Genomic DNA, 23,231 nt, shown 5'->3' on the forward strand with positions numbered 1-23,231 from the left:
CGCTATGGTGCGCGCATGACCACATCCGCCACACGCCGCCCCTTGGCATGCCTGCTCGCGCTGGCTGCCACCTTGTCTGCATGCGGCGGCGGCGGCGACTCCGGTGCCGGCTCGACGTCCGCGGCGGCACCCGCGACGCCGACCACCCCGACCGCGTCCGGTTGTTCGCTCCGTGCACGGCAGGACTGGGTCGCAGGCCAGATGCGCGAATGGTATCTCTTCCCCGATACCTTGCCCGCCAGCCTCGATCCGATGCCCTACACCAGTGTCGACACATTCCTGGATGCGCTCACGGCGACCGCGCGGGCGCAGCGCAAGGATCGCTTCTTCACCTATCTGACGTCGATTGCCGAGGAGGAGGCGTTCTACAATTCGGGGTCCAGCGCCGGATTCGGCGTGCGCCTGTCCGTCGATGCTCCCGCCGGACGCGCCTATATCTCTGAGGCATTCGAAGGGGCTCCCGCGCTGGCGGCGGGTATCGACCGCGGTGCCGAAATCCTGGCGATCGGCACCAGTGCCAACGACTTGCGCACGGTTTCCGCGATCATCGCCGCCGGCGGCTCGGCAGCGGTCACCGACGCGCTCGGCCCAAGCACGGCCGGCACCACGCGCGTCCTGCGGGTGTCGAGTGGCGGCACGACGCGCGACGTGACGATCGCGAAGGCGGATTATACCCTGACGCCCGTTTCCTCCCGCTACGGCGCGAAGGTGATCGACGATGACGGTCGCAAGGTCGGCTACGTCAATCTGCGCACGTTCATCAGTACCGCCGACCCGGCATTGCGCAGCGCTTTCGCGTCCTTCCGCGCGCAGGGCGTGACGAACGTTATCGTCGATTTCCGCTACAATGGCGGCGGGTTGCTATCGATCGCCGAACTGATGGGCGACCTGCTCGGCGCCAATCGTTCGACATCCGAAGTGTTCGACTATGTGACCTATCGCAGTGAGAAATCTGCAAACAATTCGACCCGGACCTTCGCGCCGCAATCGCAATCGATCGCACCGATGAAAGTCGCGTTCATCGGTACGGGGGCAAGCGCGTCGGCCAGCGAACTGGTGATCGCGGCGATGATCCCGTACCTCCACGGCAACGCGGCCCTGATCGGCACAAACACCTATGGCAAGCCCGTCGGACAGATCGCGCGCGACAATACCGGCTGCGGCGATCGGCTCCGCGTGATCGCATTCTCGCTACAGAACGCCGCCCGCCAGGGTGCCTATTATGACGGCCTTGCCAATACGGTGGAGGCGAGCTGCCAGGCGCCCGACGATCTGAGCAAGCCGATGGGCGATCCCCAGGAAGGGTCGACCCGCCAGGCGCTCGACTTCATCGCGGGGCGCAGTTGTACGCCGATCGGGCAATCCTCCGGCCAGCGCACGCTTGCGGTCCGCAACCGTGTCGAACTTCTGCAGCCCGATCGCCCCAGCACCGTCCAGCGCGAGGTACCCGGCGCCTTCTGACGAGATCGGGCGCAAGCGTATCGCGCTCGGAGTCATCACATTCCGTTGTAAATAATTTGCAACCCGACAGCGTTAACTACCACTATGGCCACAGGATTACCCTGCGATGTGGTCACCGCCTCTGTCAGCCGGTGTAAATTTGTATAGCTAGACGGCATCCAATTCGCAGGAGCCGACCGATGACCTACCAGACGCATATCGCCCAGACGACGGATCTGATCCGCAGCCATAACGGCACGTGGGACGGCATCGACGCGGAGGCGGTCGCCCGCATGCGGTTGCAGAATCGTTTCCAGACTGGTCTCGACATTGCGCGCTACACCGCCGCGATCATGCGCAAGGACATGGCCGCCTACGATCTCGATCCCGCCAACTACACGCAGTCGCTGGGCTGCTGGCACGGTTTCATCGGCCAGCAGAAGATGATCAGCATCAAGAAGCATTTCGGCACGACCGATCGCCGCTATCTGTACCTGTCGGGCTGGATGGTCGCTGCACTGCGCAGCGAATTCGGCCCGCTGCCGGATCAGTCGATGCACGAGAAGACCAGCGTCCCCGCGTTGATCGAAGAACTCTACACGTTCCTGCGCCAGGCCGATGCGCGCGAGCTGGGCATGATGTTCCGCGAACTCGATCATGCCCGCGAAGGCAATAACGAGATCGAGGCAGTGCGCCTGCTTAACGCGATCGAGAACCACCAGACGCACGTCGTGCCGATCATCGCCGATATCGACGCAGGCTTCGGCAATGCCGAGGCGACGTACCTGCTCGCCCGCAAGATGATCGAGGCCGGTGCCTGCGCGCTCCAGATCGAGAATCAGGTGTCCGACGAAAAGCAGTGCGGTCATCAGGACGGCAAGGTCACCGTGCCGCACGAGGACTTCCTCGCGAAGGTCCGCGCCTGCCGCTACGCTTTCCTCGAACTCGGCGTCGAGGACGGCATCATCGTCACGCGCACCGACTCGCTGGGTGCCGGCCTGACGAAGCAGATCGCGGTCAGCACGACCCCGGGCGATCTCGGCGACCAGTATAACAGCTACCTCGATTGCGAGGAGATCGACCCGACGACCGCGCGCAATGGGGACGTCATCCTCAACCGCGACGGCAAGCTGTTGCGCCCGAAGCGCCTGCCGTCGAACCTGTTCCAGTTCCGCGAAGGTACCGGTGCGGATCGCTGCGTGATGGACTGCATCGCCTCGTTGCAGAACGGTGCGGACCTGTTGTGGATCGAGACCGAGAAGCCGCATATCGAGCAGATCGCGAGCATGGTCGATCGCATCCGCGAAGTCGTGCCGAACGCGAAGCTGGTGTACAATAACAGCCCCAGCTTCAACTGGACGCTCAACTTCCGCCAGCAAGTCTATGATGCATGGGCGGAAGCCGGCAAGGACGTGTCCGCATTCGATCGTGCGCGGCTGATGTCGGTCGATTATGACGGCACCGAACTGGCGGACGAAGCCGACGAACGCATCCGCACCTTCCAGAAGGACGCGGCGGCCCGCGCCGGTATCTTCCATCACCTTATCACGCTGCCGACCTATCACACCGCGGCTTTGTCCACGGACAATCTGGCCAAGGAATATTTCGGCGACCAGGGCATGCTCGGCTACGTCAAGGGCGTCCAGCGCAAGGAAATCCGCGAGGGCATCGCCTGCGTGAAGCACCAGAACATGTCCGGTTCGGATCTCGGCGACGATCATAAGGAATATTTCGCCGGAGAGGCAGCGCTCAAGGCTGGCGGCGCGCATAACACGATGAACCAGTTCGCGGCGTAACGCGGTCGGTCTGGCGCTGGTTGCGCACTCCGGGGCGAGACCCGGAAGGCTCGAGGCAACGCGGTTCGGTCCCGACGCGATCTACCAAAACGGCAAAAGCCGTAACGTCCTTGCGGAGAGGATGCGAGAGGCCCGGGGAGCAATCCCCGGGCCTTTTTCGCTGGTTCAGTGTTTGCCGACCGATAGCTCCGTAGAAAACCGGCGCACCAGGCATCGCGTTCTACAACAAGTAAAACTTATGAACTTATTGTGACACCGATTTGGTATTATTGGATAATACGCCGCATTGTGGCTCAAGCATAATTTAATTTCATACGCACGCTTGCCACCACGGTTTTAGTTGCGCCATTAGGTGCGCAACACGACGCGAATAACGACGTCGTCGTATTAGCAGGAAACATGAACAGTCCACCCGGCGCGCCTTGCTCAATTGACGGCCGGATACAGAGACTTACGGGGCAGGGCCTGAGAGCTACTTTCCACGGGGGCTCACATGATCAAATACACGACTTCGACTATCGCGCTGGTATTCGCGTTCCTTTCCGGAACCGCCGCACACGCCGCCGCACAGCCAGACCCGCTGATCGCCGACATGGTCGCGACATCCCCGACCGAAACACCGCAGGACGCGGCCCCGGTCGCGGCTGAAGAGCCGGCCGGCGAGATCGTCGTTCTCGGCACGCGTCGCACCGACCGCACGTTGACCAACTCCGCGTCGCCGGTGGATGTCATCAGCGCCGCGGAGTTGACCACGCAGCCTGCCGCCAACATGATAGACCAGCTCAAAAACATCGTGCCGTCCTTCTATGCCGGCCAGAACTCGATTTCCGACGCCTCGACCTTCGTCCGCTCGCCCTCGCTGCGCGGCCTGTCCGGCGATCAAGTGCTCGTGATGATCAATGGCAAGCGGTACAACCGCTCCGCTCTGGTTCAGGTTTACGGTGGCAGCGATACCGGCCTCGGCCGTGGTGCGCAGGGTCCCGATATTTCCGCAATCCCGTCGCTCGCCATCGGCAGCCTGCAGGTTCTGCGCGAGGGCGCGACCGCGCAATATGGTTCGGATGCGATTGCCGGCGTGCTCAACTATGGCTTGCGGCAGGACCAGGGCATCGAACTGGTCGGCCGGACCGGGCAATATTATGCGGGCGACGGCGAAAGTTATCAGATCGCGGGCAATGCCGGGATCGAGGGACCCTGGGGCTTCCTCAACGTGACCGGCGAATATGTCGACGAAGCACAGACCAGCCGTGGCGCCACCCGTCCTTCGGCAGTCAACTTCGCTCAGGCTTTCCCGGCGCTCGCATCGCAACTGCCTAACGCGCCGGGACCAGTGCAGTTCTGGGGCAATTCACCCTCGCACGGTTTCAAATCGGTCGTGAACGCGGCGATCAATGTCAGCGATAACAGCAAGATCTACGCATTCGCCAATTACGCACAAAGCAAGGGCGACCAAAGCTTCCAGTATCGCCCCTCCGTCTCGAGCACCGCGGTCGATACGAACGGCGTCGTGCGCGCGCAGAACGCCAATGCGGTGTATAACAACACCTTCTTCCTGACGCCTTGCCCGACGGGCAACGCCACCTGCCCTGCCGGCGGGTTCGTGCAGGATACCAACACGTTCCGCTTCGCGACCCTCTATCCAGCCGGCTTCACGCCGCGTTTCGTGGGTGAAACCCAGCAGATCTATGGCGTACTTGGGTTCAAGGGCACGAGCGGCGACTTCACGTACGACGTGTCGGGCACGATGGCGCGGAACAAGCTGTCGTTATCGATGTATAACTCGGCCAATTTTTCCTACGGCCCGACCACGCAAACCAGCTTCGACTTCGGAGACCTGATCCAGCGCGAACTCAACTTCAACGCCGACTTCACCTATGCAGCCGAACTTGGCCTCGCCTCGCCTTTGACTATTTCGGCGGGCGGTGAATTCCGCAAGGAAACCTACGAACAGACGGCTGGCGATCCGCAATCCTATGGCGCAGGCCCTTATTCCGTCGCCCAGAACCTGTACACGCTGACTGCGCCCGGCGTGTACACCGCCTCCGGTACCACCGCCGCCCAGGGCGTGGGTGCCAGTGGATATGCCGGCACCAGCGTGGCGACCGCGGGTAAGTTCAGCCAGAAAGCTTACAGCGCCTATGTCGGGCTGGAAACAGATCTTACCGACGCGCTGACCGTCGGCGCGGCGGGACGTTACGAACATTACAACACGTTCGGCGACGCCTGGGTCGGCAAGGTCAACGCACTTTACAAGCTTGCCGATGCCTTCTCGGTCCGCGGCAGCATCGGCACCGGTTTCCATGCGCCATCGCCGGGCCAATCCAACGTTTCGATCGTCACGACCGCCTTCATCGCAGGTCTCGCACGACAAAGCGGCACGTTTCCAACGAACACGGCTGTCGCGCGCTATTACGGCGCTACAGACCTGACCCCGGAAAAATCGACCAATTACGGGCTCGGCTTCATCGTCCAGCCGGTCAAGGGCATGACGATCACCGTCGATGGCTATCAGATCAACCTGCGCAACCGGATCGGGGTCACGTCGCCCTTCACTGTCACCGCGGCCGATCTCGTGGCGCAATCGGCCCTGCTACCGGTTGGACTCGGTGGCCAGGTCCAATATTTCACCAACGGTTTCAAAACCCGGACACGGGGCATCGACGTCGTCGGCACGTGGCGCACGCGGCTCAGCGAGGCCTTGCTCAACTTCTCGCTGGCCTACAATTACAACGAGACGAAGGTGCTGTCCTCGAACGCTCGCGTCATAAGTGTCGCGCAGTTGATCGATGCCGAAAACCTCGCGCCGAAGCATCGCGTCGTCTTCAACGCGAGCTGGTCGCTGGATAACCTGACTTTCAACGTTCGCGAGAACTATTACAGCTCCTTCACCAGCGCTCAGGACTACGGGCAGACGAACGGTGTGCCGAATCAGCGGTTCGGCGGGAAGTTCACCACCGATCTGGAACTCAGCTATACGTTCGCGGAACATTTCACGCTGGCGGTGGGTGCGCAGAACTTCACCGACGAACGTCCCGATCGTCTGGCCCCGACCGCTACGATCCCGATCTACCCGCTGACCGGCAGCGCGATCGATGGTCAGGTCTATCCACGTAACGGCGGACCGTTCGGCTTCAACGGCGGCTTCTACTACACCCGCCTGCGCGTGAAATACTGATCGGCTGCGGCGGGGCAGGGATACTGCTCCGCCGCGCCTTTTCAAACCGCCCGTCCCGGACCCCGAACCATTCCGCGAGCAGGGAACGGGGAACGCGGAACGGAACTGGGGATCAGAATTTTGACCGAAGCCCGCCGATAGCGACAGGCGGAAATGCCGACGGTCGATCGCCTGCCGCTGTCCTACACGCCGTGAGTAGTGCGATACGGCCACGATGCGCGTTTCATCATGTCCCTATCTGCTGATGTCCGATCGCTGCCTCCCTCGTCGCGCATGTGACGTACTCGGAAAACCCAATACCGTGTGACTTTGTGTGAACTTCGACGCTGCATTCGATAGCAAAGCTATCTTCCCCGCACGCCCGGTTCTGCTATCGCGCGCGACGACACTGATTACGGGGATATGACATGGGCTACAGAATCGTCGTCGCGGGTGCGACCGGGAATGTCGGGCGCGAGATGCTCAATATCCTGGCGGAGCGTGAATTCCCGGCGGACGAGATCGCCGTCGTCGCCTCGTCGCGCAGCCAGGGGCTGACGGTCGATTACGGCGACACCGGCAAGCAGTTCAAGGTTCAGAATATCGAACATTTCGACTGGACCGGCTGGGACATGGCGCTGTTCGCGATCGGCTCCGAAGCGACCGCCAAATACGCCCCCGTCGCCGCCGCCGCCGGTTGCACGGTGATCGACAATTCGTCGCTCTATCGCATGGAGCCCGACGTGCCGCTGATCGTGCCCGAAGTGAATCCGGAGGCGATCGACGGCTATAAGGCACGCAACATCATCGCCAATCCAAACTGCTCGACCGCGCAGATGGTCGTCGCGCTGAAGCCACTGCACGATGCCGCGAAGATCAAGCGCGTCGTCGTCTCGACCTACCAGTCCGTTTCCGGTGCCGGCAAGCAGGGTATGGACGAACTGTTCGAACAGAGCCGCAACATCTTCGTCGGCGATAGCGCCGAGCCCAAGAAGTTCACCAAGCAGATCGCCTTCAACGTCATTCCGCATATCGACAGCTTCCTGGACGACGGTTCGACCAAGGAAGAGTGGAAGATGGTCGTCGAGACGAAAAAGATCCTCGATCCCAAGATCAAGGTGACCGCGACCTGCGTTCGCGTACCCGTGTTCGTCGGCCATTCCGAAGCGATCAACATCGAGTTCGAACGCGAGATTTCGGCCAAGGAAGCGCAGGACATCCTGCGTGAGGCGCCCGGCATCATGTTGTACGATAAGCGCGAAGATGGCGGCTATATCACGCCCATCGAATGCGTCGGCGAATTCGCCACCTTCATCAGCCGCGTCCGCGAGGATTCGACGATCGAGAACGGCCTGAACCTGTGGTGCGTGTCGGACAACCTACGCAAGGGCGCAGCGCTGAACGCGGTGCAGATCGCCGAATTGCTCGGTCGTCGCCATCTGAAAAAGGCTGATTGAGGGGCTGATAGCATCGTGATATCAGATTGCGGATGGGACAGGTTCTTATCCGCAATCTCGATGACGCGTTGCTGACCGAGTATCGGGAAGCGGCCAAGGCGAAGGGCAGGTCATTGGAGGCGGAGTTGCGCGATGTCCTTGCCAGCGCCCGCCCCAAGGCGACGATGTCCGGCGAGCGGTTCGTATCCTTTTCGAAGAGCCTCCGGGCGATGACGCCGCAATCTGCGAGAGGTACGGACAGCACCGATCTGATTCGAGCCGACCGCGACGAACGCTGATGCTGGTGATCGACGCCAGCGTCGTCGTCAAAGTGCTGACGGAGGAGGTCGGCTCGGATCTCGCCACCGATCGGCTGGCGCTCGAACCGGAACGTATCGGCCCGGACTGGCTTTCGGTTGAGATTGCCAGCGCGCTGTCGAAGAAGGTCCGCTATGCGGGTCTGCCGGCCGATGTCGCGGAAAAGTATCTGGCGGCCCTGCCGATGATCATTCCCGACCTTACGCCGACCTTGCCGCTTCTGCCCGCCGCCTTGAGGTTGTCGATCGGCTTACGTCACGCCGTCTACGACTGCCTGTATCTCGCTCTTGCGATCGATCGGGACTGCGCCCTGCTCACCGCGGATCGAAAGTTCTTCGATACCGTTGCATCAGGCGAACATGGGCAGCGCATGGAATTAATGGCATGACCCAGATGACCGGCGGGTGCCAGTGCGGGCGTATCCGTTACGTGGCTGAAGTCGATAGCGATGAGGCATATCTCTGCCATTGCCGGATGTGCCAGCGCGCCACCGGCGGGGTATCGATCGCGTTCCGCAGCATGAAGCGCGCGGACGTGACGTGGCAGCAGGAGCCCGATCGCTACCAATCCTCGCCGATCGCGCTTCGTGGGTTCTGTTCCGCCTGCGGCACACCGCTGACGTTCGAATTCCTCGAAGGCAGCGACAGCATGGACGTCACCGTCGGCAGTTTCGACGATCCCTATCACTTCAAGCCGACGCATCATTTCTCGCCCGAGACATGGCATGCCGAATGGCTCGACACGCGGCATTTGCCTGCTACGCGGGTGGCCGATAATCCTTCGACCGTTGACCGCTGGATGGAAAAGCTTGGCAAACTCCCCGATTGAACCGCGCTTCCTCGACAGCTTCGACGGAACCAGGCTGGCCTATCACGAACTCGGCGAAGGGCGCCCCGTCGTCCTGATCCACGGGTACTTCTCCAACGCGCAGACGAACTGGATCCGCTACGGCCATGCGGAGGCGGTCGCGGCCAAGGGCTTCCGGGTCATCATGCCGGACCTTCGCGGACACGGTGACAGCGCCCGGCCGCACGACGACGCCAGCTATCCGCCCGACGTGCTGATGCGCGACGGCTTCGCACTGATCGAGCATCTCGGACTCACGGATTACGACCTTGGCGGCTATTCGCTTGGTGCGCGAACGACGGTGCGGATGCTCGCGAACGGCGCCAGCCCGAAGCGCGTCGTCCTGTCGGGCATGGGTCTGCGCGGCCTGACCGATACCGAGGGGCGGGGCGGGTATTTCCGACGCATCCTGACCAATCTGGGCACCTTCGAACGGGGCACGCTGGAATGGCTGACCGAGGCATTCCTGAAGACGACCAGCGGTGATCCCGAGGCGCTGGTCCGTGTGCTGGACACGTTCGTGGATACGCCCCGCGAAACGGTTGCGGCTATCACTCAACCCGTGCTCGTAGTGTCGGGCGAGGAGGATGAGGATAACGGCCCGGCGCCCGAACTGGCGGAACTGTTGCCGAACGGTCTCTATCGGGCGGTGCCCGGCGGTCATATGAGCGCGGTGGTGAAGCCCGAACTTGGCCGCGAGATTGCGGATTTCCTTGGCAATTGACGCCGCGCGCTTGACCACGCGGCGGGTACCGGCGCAGTCTTGGGCATAAGCAAAACTGCCCAGGGGTAATCATGATCCGCACCGGTATTTCGATTGTGGCGCTGTCGCTTGCGATGGCGTCGACGCCCGTTTCCGCACAAAATGCGGCACCAACGCCTGCCGACGCCGACGCCTTCATCGCGCAGTCGGAAAAGACCTATTTCGATTTCACGCTGCAATCGAACCAGATCAACTGGGTCAACGCGACCTACATCACCGACGATACGGACGCGATGGCCTCCCGGATCAATGCGCAGGGAACCGAGATCGCGGTCAAGCTCGCGCTCGAGGCGGCAAAGTACGACAAGGTCGCGGGCCTGGCGCCCGACACGCGGCGTAAGCTCGATCTGCTTCGCGGCAGTATCACGCTGCCCGCGCCGACGACGCCCGGTGCGGCGACGGAATTGTCCACCCTGGTGACGAAGATGTCGTCCTCCTACGGCAAGGGCAAAGGCACGCTGGACGGCAAGCCAATCAACGGGAGCGATATCGAGGCCGCGATGGGCACCGAACGTGATCCTGCAAAGCTGAAGGAGATGTGGGTCAGCTGGCACGACAATGTCGGCGCCCCGATGCGTACGGATTATGCGACGACGGTCGACATCGCCAACAAGGGCGCGGTCGAGCTCGGTTACAAAGACGTCGGTGCGATGTGGCGATCGGGCTACGATATGAGCCCGGAAGAGTTCGCCAAGCTGACCGACAAGCTCTGGCTGGAGGTCGAGCCGTTGTACAAGTCCCTGCACACCTATGTGCGATGGAAGCTGAACGAGAAATACGGCGATGCGGTGCAGCCGAAGACCGGCGCGATCCGCAGCGATCTGCTCGGCAATATGTGGGCGCAGGAATGGGGAAACATCTACGATATCGTCGCGCCGAAGGGGGCGGGCGATCTCGGTTTCGATACGACCGACCTGCTGAAACAGAAGGGCTATGACCCGTTGAAGATGGTGAAGGCCGGCGAGGGCTTCTATTCCTCGCTCGGCTTCAAGCCCTTGCCGGATACGTTCTGGGCCCGGTCGCAGATCACCAAGCCCGCGGATCGCGAAGTCATCTGCCACGCCTCCGCCTGGGATCTGGATAACAAGGACGATGTGCGCATCAAGATGTGCACCAAGGTGAATGGCGACGATTTCGTCACGATCCACCACGAGCTCGGCCACAATTACTATCAGCGCGCGTATCAGAAGCAGCCGATGCTATATATGAACGGTGCGAACGACGGGTTCCACGAAGCCATCGGTGACTTCGTCGCATTGTCTATCACGCCCGATTACCTCGTTCAGATCGGTTTGCTCGACAAGGCGAAGGTGCCGAGCGCGGACAAGGATATCGGGCTGCTACTGCGTCAAGCGATGGACAAGGTCGCGTTCCTGCCGTTTGGGCTGTTGATCGACAAATGGCGCTGGGGCGTCTTTTCGGGTGAGATCCCCGCGACTGGGTATGAAAAGGGCTGGAACGACCTGCGCCTGAAGTATCAGGGCATCGTTCCGCCGGTCGAACGCGACGAGACCCGGTTCGACCCCGGTGCGAAATACCACGTTCCGGCGAGCGTTCCGTACACGCGATACTTCCTCGCCCGGTTGCTGCAATTCCAGTTCTACGAAGCAGCGTGCAAGCAGTCCGGCTGGAAAGGCCCGCTGCATCGCTGCTCCTTCTACGGCAACACGGCGGTAGGCGATAAGCTGAACGCCATGCTCGAAATGGGCCAGTCCAAACCGTGGCCCGACGCGCTGCAGGCGTTCACCGGCAGCCGTCAGATGTCTGGCAAAGCCATGGTTTCGTATTTCGCGCCGCTGAAGAAGTGGCTGGACACGCAGAATAAGGGAAAGCCGACCGGCTGGTGATCGTGAGGGCCGTCGGCAACGCCGACGGCCTTTAGCGCGGATTATCATGTCGATGTGGCGCGACCCGTCATTGCTACAGCGGCGGGCTTCCAAGTCCCCTTGCTACTAGAGGCGCGACAAAGACTATCCGCCCGGAGACGTTGCGACGCCTTCCCGGAGGATCCTTCTGCGCGTGTTATTCCGGGATCGTGCCCTCGTCGGCGATGCCGGCCTGGAAGGATTTGGACGAATCCTGCCCATTGGCCTGATGCGCCTTCTTGCCTTTGTTCGGCTCGGCGACATCGTTGGCCGGGGTGCTGCCCCGAAGCGCGAGAACGCCGGCCGTCACGGCGGCACCTACGGTTCCGACCAGCGCGGCGATGCCCCAGTTCCGATTGTTGCCGGTGACAGCAGCCTTGGCCGAGCCGAGCGCTTTCGCCGTCACCGACTTGCCGGCGGATGCCTTCGTCGTTCTTGCGGTTGTCTTACGTGGGGCAGGGGCAGCTGCCGGTTTCTCTGCGGCGGGCGTGGCGGCGGCAGCGGTCTTGCGTGCGGCGGGTTTCGGCGTCGAACTTGCGGCGGTCTTACGAACCGCGGTTTTGCGAGGCGTTGCCGGCTTACGCGGCGCAGGCGGCTTGCTGGTGCCGTCGGTCGGCTTTTTCGGCGGGGTGGCCATCGCGAGGAACTCCTCAGAAATAATGGAAACTCGTTGAGCGAGCGTAACGCATAACTCGCTCGTGGTTTCCCTGGCACGCATATTCGTAGCTGCCGGCGGACGAATTTATCGGAAGGGAGGCTCGTTGAAGGCCCGTAGCTTACGACTGTGCAGGCGTTCGCCCTCACGCCGCAATTCCTCGCACGTTTCGATCCCGATCCGCATGTGTTCGTTGATCGCGCGTTCGTAAAAGCGGTTGGCTTGGCCGGGAAGCTTCAATTCCCCGTGCAGCGGCTTGTCCGACACGCACAGCAATGTGCCATACGGCACGCGGAAGCGATAGCCTTGCGCCGCGATCGTCGCAGACTCCATATCGATGCCGACCGCGCGGCTGAGCGAGAAGCGCAGCGCGGAGCGGCTGTAGCGCAACTCCCAGTTGCGATCGTCCGTCGTGACGATCGTTCCCGTGCGCAGGCGCCGCTTGAGTTCCTCACCCGATTGCCCCGAGATCGTTTCAGCGGCGCGTGCCATCGCGACCTGCACTTCGGCGATCGCCGGCACCGGGATTTCCGGCGGCAGGACGTCGTCGAGTACGTGGTCATCGCGCAGATAGGCATGCGCCAGGACATAATCGCCGATCCGCTGGCTTGGCCGCAGCCCACCGCAATGGCCGATCATCAACCACGCCTCGGGCCGCAGCACCGCAAGGTGATCGGTGATCGTCTTCGCATTGGATGGTCCAACCCCGATATTGACGAGCGTGATGCCGGTGCCATCCTCCGCCATCAGATGGTAAGCGGGCATCTGATGGCGCCGCCACGCGCTGTCGCTGACGATCTTGTCCGCGTCGTCGCCGGCATGGATCATGATTCCGCCAGCGCCTGACAGTCCGGTGAAGCGGCTGGGATTCCCTTCCGCATCCGGGCCAAGTTGGCTCGCGGCCCAGCGTACGAACTCGTCCACATAGCGGTGATAGTTGGTGAACAGCACATAGCGCTGTGCGTGTTCGGCCGGCGTGCCCATGTAGTGGCGCAACCGGGCGAGGCTGAAATCGGTCCGCAGGCCGTCAAATAACGCGAGCGGTTGCGTATCGTCATGCGCCACCCACAGACCGTCCGCAATCTCGTCGCCGATATGTGCAAGTTCGGTGGCCGGGAAGAAGCGGGCAAGTTCGGAGGCGGAAACCTCGTCGAGGCTAAGCGCGTGACCCGGATCGATCACATAGGGAAACGGGATTTCCTGACGTCCGGCGACCGCCTCGACCTCGACATCGTAATCCTCGATCAACAGCGTCAGCTGTTCGATCAGATAGTCGGCGAAGATCGCGGGCTTGGTAACGCTGATCTTATACTCGCCTTCCGTCACCAGACGGCCGAAGGATCGCATCGGGGCGGGCCGGTCGCTGCCGCCGCGGTAGGTCAGGCGGATTTCGGGATAGGCAAAACTGCCGTCGCGGCGCGATGCTGGATCCGGGATGGTGCCGTCGGCGATATAGGCAGTAAGCGCAGCCTGAAGCCGGTCGACCGATGCACGGTACAGGGTGTCGAGTTCGGCGACGATAGTGGAGGCGTTTATCATCTGCTGTCGCTAAGGCAGGATTATTACGCTGGCAAGACTTGTGGCGATGTATGCACGCCGTCCTGCCACCGGGTCCCCCAAAGCGGGGAGGACCCGGTATAAGTCAGGTTGGATCAGCGAGCGGCCAGTTCGACGCTCGGCCGTGCGGTCGCCTTTGGAACGCTGAAAGAGACGGGGACATTGCCCGAGAAACCGTGGACATAGCCGTTCCGAACGACGAGGTGGAAATCGCGGCCGGATGCGCTGCGACCGGTAAGAATGGTCGCATCGTTCTTTTCCGTCGCGACGTAGGTGAACGTCTCACCGTCACGCGTGAAAGTCTTCTGCTGCGGAGCATCTTTGGCAAATGCGGGCGCGGCGATGGATGCGATCAAGGCGGCTACGGCGAAAAGCTTGGTCATTGTCTAATCCCTTCGAATTGCGAAGCCGGATCAGCATCCTGTCCCTGTCAAATTTGCCGGTACGATCTTGTTGCAGCGATCGTATTGCACTGCAGCATGATGCCAATCGCAAAGATTGCGCGACCAATTGCACGAAACGCAGTCGCGCGACGGTGCCGACTGCTAATTCCCTCGCGTCGTTTGAGTCACCGCATGCATTCCGCTAAGGCGCGCGCTTCTTATCAGGTTCGGACCTTTTCATGACGCTTTATACCCGCTTTGCCGCGCATCTGGATGCGGCTCTCGATACGCTGGTCGCATCGGGCGACTTGCCAGAGGGGCTGAACCGGGCCGCAGTAACGGTCGAACCGCCGCGCGACGCGACGCACGGGGACCTGGCCACCAATGCGGCGATGGTGCTCGCCAAGCCGGCGGGGACGAACCCGCGCGCGCTGGCCGAAAAAATCGCAGCCGGACTCGAGAAACTGGACGAGGTCGAGGCGGTGTCGGTGGCAGGACCCGGCTTTATCAACATGACGCTGACCGAGGATACGTGGCGCGCGGAACTCGCGGCGATTACTGACGGGGGCGCGGATTACGGTCGTTCGGCGCGGGGACGCGGCACGACGGTCAATATCGAATATGTCTCGGCCAACCCGACCGGGCCGATGCATATGGGGCATTGCCGCGGCGCGGTCGTCGGCGACGCGCTGGCCAGCCTGCTGGAATTCGCCGGCAATACGGTGATCCGCGAATATTATGTCAATGACGCCGGAGGGCAGGTCGATGTCCTCGCGCGGTCGGTTCACCTGCGCTACCGCGAGGCGCTGGGCGCTACGGTCGAGATTCCGGAAGGCCTGTATCCGGGCGATTATCTGATCCCGGTCGGTCAGGCGTTGGCACAGGAATTCGGCGACCGATATGTCGATGCGCCGGAGACCGAGTGGCTGCCGCTGTTCCGCAAGAGTGCCGTCGCTTCGATGCTGGTGCTGATCAAGGCCGATCTGGCGTTGCTCGGCATCCATCACGACCTGTTTTCGTCGGAAGCTGAATTACAGGCTGCCGGAAAGCCGGAAGCGGCCGAAGCAGAGTTGCGCGCGCGGGGACTGATCTATGACGGCGTGCTCGAGGCACCGAAGGGCGAGACACCGGAGGATTGGGAACCCGTCGTCCTGCCGCTGTTCCGCTCGACCCAGTTCGGGGACGATCAGGACCGTCCGATCCGCAAGTCGACCGGCGCCTGGACGTATTTCGGTGCCGATCTAGCCTATCATTATCAGAAGGCGCAGTCGGCCGACGCGTTGATCGATATCTGGGGCGCGGATCACGCCGGCACGGTAAAGCGGATCGTGGCGGCGGTGCAGGCGCTTACTGGAGGGAAGACGAAGTTCGATGTGAAGCTGGTGCAGATGGTACGGCTGCTTCGGGCGGGCGAGCCGGTGAAAATGTCCAAGCGTTCCGGTAACTTCGTGACGCTTGCCGATGTCGTCAACGAAGTCGGCAAGGATGTGGTGAGATTCACGATGCTCACGCGGAAAGCCGATGCGCAGATGGATTTCGACTTTGCGAAGGTCGTCGAGGCGTCGAAGGACAATCCGGTCTTCTACGTGCAGTACGCCCATGCGCGCATCATGTCGCTGCACCGCCGGGCGAAGGAGGCGGAAATCGCCTGTGTCGGGATCGACCTGTCCCAGCTTGAAACGGAGGATCTCGCGCTGGTGAAACTGGCGGCGCAGTTCCCGCGCGTCGTCGATACCGCCGCCGCAGCGCGTGAGCCGCACAGAATTGCCTTCTATCTCTATGACTTGGCGGCGGCTTTCCACGCGCTGTGGAATGCCGGAAACGATGATCCGTCGCGCCGTTTCCTGATCGTCGAGGAACCCGGCGTGACGTGCGCCCGTCTTTTTCTTGGCCGACGCAATCGGGCAGATCATCCGTAACGGACTTGGCATCATGGGGGTGCAGGCGGTCCAGGAGATGAAGTGATGGCAACCTCCGACACCCACGCGCCGCGTGACGAGGATCGGCTGCCCTGGCTGGAGACGGTCGAGGAGGATTATGATCACGGTCCCAGCATCGCGCGGATCATCGGGATAATCGTGATCGGACTGGCCGTGATCGCTGCCGCTATCTTCGGCTACCATCAGTACAAGCAGAACCGCGGTGCCGACGGAAACGGTGCTCTGATCGAGGCGCAGGAAGGCGATTACAAGGTCAAGCCGGACGATCCCGGCGGCTTAAAGGTGAAGGGCGAGGGCGATGCCGCGATCGCGACGAGCGACGGGGCGAGCGGCAGCAACGGCGTGATCAACCTGAACGCGTCTCCGGAAGCCCCGGTCGAGGGGATCAAGACCAGTGCCGCAGCGGCGCCAGTTCCGGTGCCGACCGCCGGAGCCGTCAAGACGGTGGCGGCTGTCCCGGCCTCCGGTGGAAAGCTGAAGGCGGCACCCACTGGTCCTGCGATCGCGATCGCCAGTGGCACGTCCGGTGGATCGCTCGTTCAGTTGGGATCCTTCGCCAGCGAGGCGGAGGCGAACGGTGTGTGGACGAGATCCTCGAAGCGCTTCACTTATCTCGCTCCGCTGGGCAAATCGGTCCAGAAGGCAGAAGTCAACGGGCGGACGGTATATCGCCTTCGCGTCAACGCCGGCAGCGCGGGGCAGGCGAACGCATTGTGCGGCAAGCTGAAGGTCGCGGGCGAGGCGTGCTTCATACCCAACGACTGACGGGCCAGCGGGTTGGCGGGGACGCTCCCCCTACTCAGGACGGTTCGAGCTTGTTAGGGCAGGGATCATGATCCCCGTAATCTTCGGCCTGTCCGGCCTCACCGTCACCCCCGCGGAACGCAGCTTCTTCGCAAGCGTCGCGCCGGCGGGCTACATTCTGTTTAAACGCAATATCGAGAACCGCGCACAGGTGCGGGCGCTGACCGACGAATTGCGCGCGCTGTCGGGGCGCGACGACCTGCCTATCCTGATCGATCAGGAGGGGGTAGTGTCGCCCGGATGCGGGCGCCGGAATGGCCGGAATTCCCGGCAGGCCCGGCGTTCGACGCGCTGTACGAGCGCGCCCCGATATCCGCGATAGAGGCGGCGCGGGTCAACGCTCAGGGCATCGCGCTGATGCTGTCTGAGGTCGGGATCACGGTCGATTGCCTCCCGCTGCTCGACGTTTCGCAGCCCGATACGACGGCGGCTATCACCACTCGCGCGCTCGGCAGCGAGCCGAAGCGGGTCGCGGCGATGGGTCGGTCGATCCTTGAAGGATTACAGCGTGGCGGCGTCGTCGGCGTGGTGAAGCATATGCCGGGCCACGGCCGCGCGATCGTCGATACGCATTACCATCTGCCCACCGTCACCGCGACCGAGACGGAACTCGAGGTCGATCTCGCGCCGTTCATTGCTCTGAAAAACGCGCCGATGGGCATGACGTCCCACATCGTATTCGAGGCGTGGGACCCGGAACGGCCAGCGACACTGTCCCCGATCGTGATCAACGACATCATTCGTACCCGGATAGGGTTCGACGGTCTCCTGATGACGGACGATATCGACATGAAGGCGCTGACGGGCAGCGCGGGCGACAAGGCGGCGGGTGCCTTGTCGGCCGGCTGCGATGTGGTGCTCGATTGCTGGGCCCGGATGACGGAGATGGAAGATATCGCCGGACGCGTCGGTGGAATTTCGGATATAGCGCGGGCAAGGTTGGACCGGGCGATGGCGACGATTGCCGACGTCGTTCCGCAGGGCGATCTCGCGGAATTGATCGCGAAGCGGGACGCGCTTCTCGCCGTAGTTTGAACGATCCTCCCCTCGCCATCCTGGATCGGCTATGATCCGTTGGTGACCCAAGAACCCGAACAATTGACGCTCGATCTGGAAGGGTGGGAAGGTCCGCTCGACCTCCTGCTGGATCTGGCGCGACGGCAAAAGGTCGACCTGCGCGAGATATCGATCCTAGCGCTGGTGGATCAGTACCTTCGCTACGTGGAAGAAGCGCGAGCGATCAAACTGGAGCTTGCGGCGGATTATCTCGTGATGGCCGCGTGGCTCGCATATCTCAAATCCGCCTTGCTGTTGCCGCGAGATCCGGAAGCACAGCCTGATCCCGAGGAGCTTGCGCTGCGGTTGCAGTTGCGGCTGGAGCGGCTGAACGCGATGCGCGATGCCGGCGCGCGACTGGTGGCGCGGGACCGGATCGGTCGCGACGTTTTTACCCGCGGTGCGCCGGAGGGATTGCGGACCATCCGCAAGGCGTTGTGGCAGGCGGAAATATTCGATTTGATCGCCGCCTATGGCCGTATTACCGCGCGATCGCGCCCGGTGATGCACGTCGTCGCCGATCGTCACGTCATGACGCTCGAAGCGGCGCTGGAGCGCGTCTCGCGGTTGTTGGGCATAACCGTGGAATGGGCTGCCATCGAAACCTTCCTGCCGGAGACCGCCGGCGCGTTCCGCAAGTCGGCACTGGCCAGCAGTTTTCTCGCGGCGCTCGAACTCGCGCGGCAGGGGCGGGTCGAGTTGCGCCAGAAAGGTCCATTCGCGCCATTATATCTGCGCGCGCCGGCGTGACGCCGCCGGACGATATCATGCGTGCGGTGGAAGCGGTCTTGTTCGCCGCGCCGGAGCCTATGACGTCCGCCACAATCGCCGCGCATCTGAATCATGCCACGGGCATTCGCGAAGCGCTGAACCGATTGCAGGCGGACTATATCGGCCGCGGGGTCGAACTGGTCATGCGCGGAGACCGGTGGCATTTCCAGACCGCGCCGGACATGGCGCATCTGCTTCGCCGCGACAGGGAAGAGTCCCGCAAACTCAGCCGGGCGGGCATCGAGACGCTGGCGATCATCGCCTATCACGAACCCGCGACCCGTGCCGAGATCGAGTCGATTCGCGGTGTCCAGATATCGAAAGGCACGATCGACGTGCTGATGGAGGCAGGCTGGGTTCGTCCGGCGGGGCGGCGCGAGGCGCCCGGGCGGCCCTTGCTCTATGCTACGACGCCGGAATTCCTCGCTCATTTCGGGCTGACGAGCCGACGCGACCTGCCCGGCCTCGACGACCTGAAGGCCGCAGGTCTACTCGATCCGGTCGATTTGGCGCTCGATCAGCGTGGGGAACAACTTGAGGTGGCATATGAGGCCGATGAGGATTAGATAGGGGGTAACTCCAAGGAGAATTTTCATGGGTAGTTTCAGCCTCGTGCATTGGCTGGTGTTGGGCGTCGTTATGGTGCTCGTCCTTGGCGGCGGCCGCTTTTCCAATATGATGGGAGACGTCGCTAAGGGCATCAAGCAGTTCAAGAAGGGCATGGCGGAGGAAGACGTTAAGCCTGAGCCTTCGCGGATCGACGCCAAGCCCGCTGCCGATCCCGCGTTCGACCGCGACGGCGAAAAGCTGCGCGAGGAGCGCTGAGCATCTAACGAGGTCGTCGGGTTCGAGCGGGCGCGGGGTGGAGTTTGCCCCTCGGCCGCCCTGCCTGCACCTCATCGATGCGTCGGTCGCGTACACCCCGGTTTCGCGACGAGCGGATATGCCGGGGCCGGGCCGACCGTTCCATTCATCCTGTCGTAGAATAGTAGACCGCCAGAATGTTCGACATTGCGCCAACCGAATTGATGCTCGTCGCGGTCGTGGCCCTGGTCGTCATCGGACCGAAAGATCTCCCGAAGGCAATGCGCTTCGTGGGGCATTGGGTCGCCAAGGGTCGCGCGGTCATGGGCCAGTTCCGCTCCGGCTTCGATACGATGGTGCGCGAGGCTGAACTGCAGGAGATGGAAAAGAAGTGGGCGGCGGAGAATGAGCGGATCATGCGCGAGCACGCCGCACCGTTCAGATCGGCGCCGCATGCCACAACGTCGTCCGACGATCATGCCGCCGATGATGCGCCTCCTGTGATGGTGTCTCAGCCCGTGATGATCGAGCACCCCGCCGTCGTCGCAGCAGCCGAGCTCGAATTCGCGCTTGAACCCGACACGGTACCGCCTGCGCCGAAAGCGACCAAACCGCGCAAATCCCGCGCGAAGGCAGCCGATACGAACAGCACCGATCCGAAAGCCGCATCGTGAGCGACGATGGCAGCGAGATCGACGCATCGCGCGCACCGCTTCTCGACCATCTGATCGAGTTGCGTCGGCGATTGCTGTATTGCGCGATCGCCATCCTGCTGACGTTCTTCGTCGGATTCTATTTCTCGCGCCCGATCTTCGCTTTTCTGGTCCACCCGCTGGTGATGGCGGGCCAGAAGACGATCATCTCGACCGAGGTCTTCGGCGGGTTCATCGTGCAGGTGAAGGTGGCATTCTTTGCCGCGATGATGATGTCGTTCCCGGTCATCGCCAACCAGCTTTGGCAATTCGTCGCGCCCGGCCTGTACCGGCAGGAGAAACGGGCGTTGCTGCCGTTCCTGCTCGCCACCCCTGTCCTGTTCATCGCGGGTGCTTCGATGGCGTATTTCATCGCTGTGCCGATGGCGCTGAAGTTCCTGCTTTCCTATCAGGGCGATCTAGGTGGGATTCGCCAAGAGGCGCTGCCGACGGTCACCAGCTATCTGTCCTTCGTGATGCAATTCCTGTTTGCGTTTGGGCTGTCGTTTCTGCTGCCAGTGTTGCTGATGTTGCTGGAGCGGGCGGGGATCGTCACCCGCACGCAATTGGTAGCGGCACGGCGCTATGCGATCGTCGCCGCCTTCGCAATCGCGGCGGTGCTGACCCCGCCAGACGTGGGATCGCAGCTGCTGCTCGCGATACCTTTGGTATTCCTGTACGAGATGGCATTGATCGGCATCTGGTTCACGGAGCGAAAGCGCGCGAAGATCGCGGCTAATACGCAGGAAGTCGCCTGATACGAAAAAGGCCCCTCCCGGTTCGGGAGAGGGCCTTTGAAGATCCAACGAAAGCTGGACTTACTTCGCGTCGTCGGCGGTCTTTGCGACCGTCTTACCGGCGGACGAGACGTCCTTGCCGGCGCCTTCGATCGTGTTGCATGCGCTGACCATCAGTGCGGCGGTGACGACGGCGAGTCCTACGATCTTGCGCATTCGAATTCTCCTTGGGTGTGAAACATCGGTCCGGGGCGGCAAGCGTCGCGGATACCTGACGAGGAAATGATCGGGCCACCGGTTCGTTCCGGCCTCGACGCGGTTTTACACGCACGAAAGACATTCCTGTCTCACCGACGGGTGAACACTGGCAACCAATATATCTGAAAAATTATTGGGCCCGGAAGCGCCTCCGGGGGGGAGGGGTAGACGCTTCCGGGCCCATGTTCTGGATAGCGAGAGCGGGGGGCATAAATTCGCTATCCGAAATTCAAAACGGCCTACCGTTTATTCGGTTCCCGACTTTTTGGATAAATCTGACATTTTCCGAAAATGTCGGGACTGCTGGCTCAATCGCGGCCCGTGACTGCGATACTGATCTCATAGGCACCGATCAGCGGATCGTGATGCAGTTTGGATCGCAACTGGCGGGAGAGGCCTTCCATCACGCGTCCGTAGCGATCCCGGACCGCGGACTGGAAAGCGTCGCAATCGACCAAAGACGGCGAACTGACCCGCAACACCGCACGATCGCTTGTATCTCCCGGTTTTACGGTAATACGTATCTGCGCTTCCGGATTGCAGCTCATGGCCAGCTCGACGATCTCGGTAATCAGGAAAGCGATCGCGATTCCGACATCCTGATTGACCAGCCAGGGTTCCACGTCGAGCAAGATGCCCAGACCGGAAGACCCCTCGGGCGCGGTAGCGCGAATGTTCGAGGCGAGCTCGCCGATCACCGAGCGAAGCGAAAGGCCGCGATGTTCTTCCATCTCGGCAAAGTGATGCCGATGAACGACGGCGAGCGCATCCACGCGGCGCTGGATCCCGGCATAGGCGGCGCTCGCTTCGACGGACTTTGCACTCCGTGCGTGAAAGTTGATCAGGCTGGAAATGACCTGCAGATTGTTCTTCACCCGGTGGTGCACCTCGCGCGTCAACCGCGTCTGCCGGACCAAACCCTCGGCGAGTCCGGCCTCGTGCGCCGCCACGGTGCGGCTGATGGTCCGGAAGGTGTCGCCGAGTTCGCGTATCTCCTGCGCGGGAAGCGCGCGGACCTCGTCCGGATCGATCTCTTCGCCGGGGACATAAGCAGCGACGGCCGTGCGCAGCTGACGCAGCGGGCGGATCAGCAGTCGATCGACGATGAACCAACCGATACTGGCGGCCGCGAACCACATCAGGATCGGGAACAGCATCGCGATGAGCACAGGGGGGTAATCGGCTGGCTGCGGATCGTCATTTCGAGATCGAGGTTGCCGACGCCGAGTGCGACCCGCTGCGTCTCCCGCCGTTCCAGCGCGGCCCGATCGGGCAGGGGGGTCAGGACGAGTTCGTCGTCGCCATCTTCCAGCCTGGTCTCGAACGGGAATCGGAAATCCGCTTGGCTGCCCGATTTCGGCGAGAAAGCGTGTCGGGAAGAAAGCGTTGGCGCTGGCGCCGCTACTCCCCCACTGATCGCCATCACGACGCCGCGTCCCGGCACCACGCGCGCAGCGATAGGCTCATCGCTGGGGGGGGGAGCAAGACGAGATCGCGCGGCAATGCCGTGCCGCACAGCACGCGTCGATTGGCGTCGACAATGGCGAATCGCGCGCCGCTGGCCGCCTGTTGGGCGAAGACGCCTTGCGCACGCGCGCAGCTCGGCGCGTCGCCGGCATCGCTGCCGAGCGCGTTCAACGCGACGCGAAGTGCGGTCATGTCGCCGATCATCTCGATCGCGATCTTTCGCGCGCTTTCCGAGGACGCGACCCGAACACGTGCCCGAGCATCGGCGCTGGCATTGCGGGCCGTATTCAGCGTTGCGAAGAAGGCGATAACGGCGAGCGGCAGCAAAGCCGCACTGAGGATGAGGAAAACCTTCGCGCCGGTCGGTATCTGCGTCAGCCAGATCGAGGCGCGACTGGCTTTCTTGGGGAGCGACCCGTCGGGCGAATCCGCACCGGACGTATGGGCAGGCAGTGATTTGGCTGGAGAACCTTTGGTCGTGTCTGTCAC

22 protein-coding genes and 2 pseudogenes are annotated in these 23,231 nt (G+C 62.4%); 17 read left to right on the forward strand and 7 right to left on the reverse strand.

Annotated features, from left to right (window positions below):
- Positions 1-15 precede the first annotated feature (15 nt).
- The 9 genes from H5J25_RS06710 (at position 16) to H5J25_RS06750 (ending at position 11,600) form a co-directional block, all read left to right on the forward strand.
- Positions 16-1,461 (forward strand): S41 family peptidase, encoded by a 1,446-nt coding sequence (locus H5J25_RS06710; RefSeq protein WP_202095269.1) that lies wholly within the window; start codon positions 16-18, stop codon positions 1,459-1,461.
- 179 nt (positions 1,462-1,640) lie between these two features.
- Positions 1,641-3,236: an isocitrate lyase gene (locus H5J25_RS06715; RefSeq protein ID WP_202095270.1), complete on the forward strand. Its 1,596-nt coding sequence runs from the start codon at positions 1,641-1,643 to the stop codon at positions 3,234-3,236.
- Positions 3,237-3,729: 493 nt separating this feature from the next.
- Complete coding sequence (locus tag H5J25_RS06720) at positions 3,730-6,411, forward strand: TonB-dependent receptor plug domain-containing protein (RefSeq protein WP_202095271.1); 2,682 nt, start codon at positions 3,730-3,732, stop codon at positions 6,409-6,411.
- A 407-nt stretch (positions 6,412-6,818) separates the two neighbouring features.
- Positions 6,819-7,847 carry an aspartate-semialdehyde dehydrogenase gene (locus H5J25_RS06725; protein WP_202095272.1) on the forward strand — a complete coding sequence of 343 codons (1,029 nt, stop codon included), beginning with the start codon at positions 6,819-6,821 and terminating at the stop codon, positions 7,845-7,847.
- A gap of 32 nt (positions 7,848-7,879) precedes the next feature.
- Positions 7,880-8,125, forward strand: a complete 246-nt coding sequence (locus tag H5J25_RS06730) for a FitA-like ribbon-helix-helix domain-containing protein (RefSeq protein ID WP_202095273.1) — start codon at positions 7,880-7,882, stop codon at positions 8,123-8,125.
- Positions 8,125-8,532, forward strand: a complete 408-nt coding sequence (locus H5J25_RS06735; RefSeq protein ID WP_202095274.1) for a type II toxin-antitoxin system VapC family toxin — start codon at positions 8,125-8,127, stop codon at positions 8,530-8,532. Before H5J25_RS06730 ends, H5J25_RS06735 begins: the two co-directional genes overlap by 1 nt.
- Positions 8,529-8,972 carry a GFA family protein gene (locus tag H5J25_RS06740; RefSeq protein WP_225883399.1) on the forward strand — a complete coding sequence of 148 codons (444 nt, stop codon included), beginning with the start codon at positions 8,529-8,531 and terminating at the stop codon, positions 8,970-8,972. Before H5J25_RS06735 ends, H5J25_RS06740 begins: the two co-directional genes overlap by 4 nt.
- Positions 8,953-9,714, forward strand: a complete 762-nt coding sequence (locus H5J25_RS06745; RefSeq protein WP_225883400.1) for an alpha/beta fold hydrolase — start codon at positions 8,953-8,955, stop codon at positions 9,712-9,714. Before H5J25_RS06740 ends, H5J25_RS06745 begins: the two co-directional genes overlap by 20 nt.
- A 71-nt stretch (positions 9,715-9,785) precedes the next feature.
- The gene (locus H5J25_RS06750) at positions 9,786-11,600 is read left to right on the forward strand and encodes a M2 family metallopeptidase (RefSeq protein WP_202095276.1); all 1,815 of its coding nucleotides are present in this window, start codon (positions 9,786-9,788) and stop codon (positions 11,598-11,600) included.
- Positions 11,601-11,775: 175 nt separating this feature from the next.
- Here the strand turns inward: H5J25_RS06750 and H5J25_RS06755 are convergent, their stop codons facing one another.
- The 3 genes from H5J25_RS06755 to H5J25_RS06765 form a co-directional block, all read right to left on the reverse strand.
- A complete protein-coding gene (locus H5J25_RS06755) occupies positions 11,776-12,336 on the reverse strand; it encodes a hypothetical protein (RefSeq protein ID WP_225883401.1) in 561 nt (186 codons plus the stop codon).
- A gap of 24 nt (positions 12,337-12,360) precedes the next feature.
- The gene (locus tag H5J25_RS06760; protein ID WP_202095278.1) at positions 12,361-13,812 is read right to left on the reverse strand and encodes an AMP nucleosidase; all 1,452 of its coding nucleotides are present in this window, start codon (positions 13,810-13,812) and stop codon (positions 12,361-12,363) included.
- A 113-nt stretch (positions 13,813-13,925) separates the two neighbouring features.
- A complete protein-coding gene (locus tag H5J25_RS06765; protein ID WP_202095279.1) occupies positions 13,926-14,213 on the reverse strand; it encodes a hypothetical protein in 288 nt (95 codons plus the stop codon).
- Positions 14,214-14,452: 239 nt separating this feature from the next.
- Between H5J25_RS06765 and argS the strand changes: the two are divergent.
- The 8 genes and pseudogenes from argS to tatC all read left to right on the forward strand — a co-directional run bounded on the left by argS (position 14,453) and on the right by tatC (position 21,038).
- Positions 14,453-16,178: pseudogene (argS, locus tag H5J25_RS06770) on the forward strand (arginine--tRNA ligase).
- The gene (locus H5J25_RS06775) at positions 16,178-16,918 is read left to right on the forward strand and encodes an SPOR domain-containing protein (RefSeq protein WP_202095280.1); all 741 of its coding nucleotides are present in this window, start codon (positions 16,178-16,180) and stop codon (positions 16,916-16,918) included. Before argS ends, H5J25_RS06775 begins: the two are co-directional and overlap by 1 nt.
- Positions 16,919-16,985: 67 nt before the next feature.
- A pseudogene (locus H5J25_RS06780) lies at positions 16,986-17,992 on the forward strand (glycoside hydrolase family 3 N-terminal domain-containing protein).
- A gap of 42 nt (positions 17,993-18,034) precedes the next feature.
- Complete coding sequence (locus H5J25_RS06785; protein WP_202095281.1) at positions 18,035-18,763, forward strand: segregation and condensation protein A; 729 nt, start codon at positions 18,035-18,037, stop codon at positions 18,761-18,763.
- Positions 18,760-19,350 (forward strand): SMC-Scp complex subunit ScpB, encoded by a 591-nt coding sequence (gene scpB, locus H5J25_RS06790; RefSeq protein ID WP_202095282.1) that lies wholly within the window; start codon positions 18,760-18,762, stop codon positions 19,348-19,350. The genes H5J25_RS06785 and scpB overlap by 4 nt, the downstream gene beginning before the upstream one ends.
- A gap of 28 nt (positions 19,351-19,378) precedes the next feature.
- A complete protein-coding gene (locus H5J25_RS06795) occupies positions 19,379-19,609 on the forward strand; it encodes a twin-arginine translocase TatA/TatE family subunit (RefSeq protein ID WP_202095283.1) in 231 nt (76 codons plus the stop codon).
- Between the two features lie 176 nt (positions 19,610-19,785).
- Positions 19,786-20,262, forward strand: coding sequence for a Sec-independent protein translocase protein TatB (tatB, locus tag H5J25_RS06800; protein WP_202095284.1), 477 nt, complete (start codon positions 19,786-19,788; stop codon positions 20,260-20,262).
- Entirely contained in the window at positions 20,259-21,038 is a 780-nt protein-coding gene (gene tatC / locus H5J25_RS06805) for a twin-arginine translocase subunit TatC (RefSeq protein WP_202095285.1), read from the forward strand. The genes tatB and tatC overlap by 4 nt, the downstream gene beginning before the upstream one ends.
- 60 nt (positions 21,039-21,098) lie before the next feature.
- On the opposite strand, the gene H5J25_RS06810 is transcribed toward tatC, so the two are convergent.
- The 4 genes from H5J25_RS06810 to H5J25_RS06825 form a co-directional block, all read right to left on the reverse strand.
- A complete protein-coding gene (locus H5J25_RS06810) occupies positions 21,099-21,233 on the reverse strand; it encodes an entericidin A/B family lipoprotein (protein ID WP_202095286.1) in 135 nt (44 codons plus the stop codon).
- Positions 21,234-21,583: 350 nt separating this feature from the next.
- Complete coding sequence (locus H5J25_RS06815; RefSeq protein ID WP_202096501.1) at positions 21,584-22,444, reverse strand: sensor histidine kinase; 861 nt, start codon at positions 22,442-22,444, stop codon at positions 21,584-21,586.
- Positions 22,414-22,698 carry a hypothetical protein gene (locus H5J25_RS06820; protein WP_202096502.1) on the reverse strand — a complete coding sequence of 95 codons (285 nt, stop codon included), beginning with the start codon at positions 22,696-22,698 and terminating at the stop codon, positions 22,414-22,416. Before H5J25_RS06820 ends, H5J25_RS06815 begins: the two co-directional genes overlap by 31 nt.
- A complete protein-coding gene (locus H5J25_RS06825; protein WP_202096503.1) occupies positions 22,698-23,231 on the reverse strand; it encodes a hypothetical protein in 534 nt (177 codons plus the stop codon). Before H5J25_RS06825 ends, H5J25_RS06820 begins: the two co-directional genes overlap by 1 nt.

It is taken from the genome of Sphingomonas aliaeris, assembly GCF_016743815.1.
GTDB classification, from domain to species: Bacteria; Pseudomonadota; Alphaproteobacteria; order Sphingomonadales; family Sphingomonadaceae; genus Sphingomonas; species Sphingomonas aliaeris.

Coding starts and splice junctions, on each gene's coding strand:
- H5J25_RS06725 (WP_202095272.1), top strand. CDS start 6,819: ATGGGCTACAGAATCGTCGTCGCGGGTGCGACCGGGAATGTCGGGCGC.
- H5J25_RS06755 (WP_225883401.1), bottom strand. CDS start 12,336: ATGCGTGCCAGGGAAACCACGAGCGAGTTATGCGTTACGCTCGCTCAA.
- H5J25_RS06740 (WP_225883399.1), top strand. CDS start 8,529: ATGACCCAGATGACCGGCGGGTGCCAGTGCGGGCGTATCCGTTACGTG.
- H5J25_RS06750 (WP_202095276.1), top strand. CDS start 9,786: ATGATCCGCACCGGTATTTCGATTGTGGCGCTGTCGCTTGCGATGGCG.
- tatB (WP_202095284.1), top strand. CDS start 19,786: ATGTTCGACATTGCGCCAACCGAATTGATGCTCGTCGCGGTCGTGGCC.
- H5J25_RS06795 (WP_202095283.1), top strand. CDS start 19,379: ATGGGTAGTTTCAGCCTCGTGCATTGGCTGGTGTTGGGCGTCGTTATG.
- H5J25_RS06735 (WP_202095274.1), top strand. CDS start 8,125: ATGCTGGTGATCGACGCCAGCGTCGTCGTCAAAGTGCTGACGGAGGAG.
- H5J25_RS06820 (WP_202096502.1), bottom strand. CDS start 22,698: ATGGCGATCAGTGGGGGAGTAGCGGCGCCAGCGCCAACGCTTTCTTCC.
- H5J25_RS06760 (WP_202095278.1), bottom strand. CDS start 13,812: ATGATAAACGCCTCCACTATCGTCGCCGAACTCGACACCCTGTACCGT.
- H5J25_RS06775 (WP_202095280.1), top strand. CDS start 16,178: ATGGCAACCTCCGACACCCACGCGCCGCGTGACGAGGATCGGCTGCCC.
- H5J25_RS06810 (WP_202095286.1), bottom strand. CDS start 21,233: ATGCGCAAGATCGTAGGACTCGCCGTCGTCACCGCCGCACTGATGGTC.
- H5J25_RS06720 (WP_202095271.1), top strand. CDS start 3,730: ATGATCAAATACACGACTTCGACTATCGCGCTGGTATTCGCGTTCCTT.
- H5J25_RS06730 (WP_202095273.1), top strand. CDS start 7,880: ATGGGACAGGTTCTTATCCGCAATCTCGATGACGCGTTGCTGACCGAG.
- H5J25_RS06765 (WP_202095279.1), bottom strand. CDS start 14,213: ATGACCAAGCTTTTCGCCGTAGCCGCCTTGATCGCATCCATCGCCGCG.
- H5J25_RS06715 (WP_202095270.1), top strand. CDS start 1,641: ATGACCTACCAGACGCATATCGCCCAGACGACGGATCTGATCCGCAGC.
- H5J25_RS06710 (WP_202095269.1), top strand. CDS start 16: ATGACCACATCCGCCACACGCCGCCCCTTGGCATGCCTGCTCGCGCTG.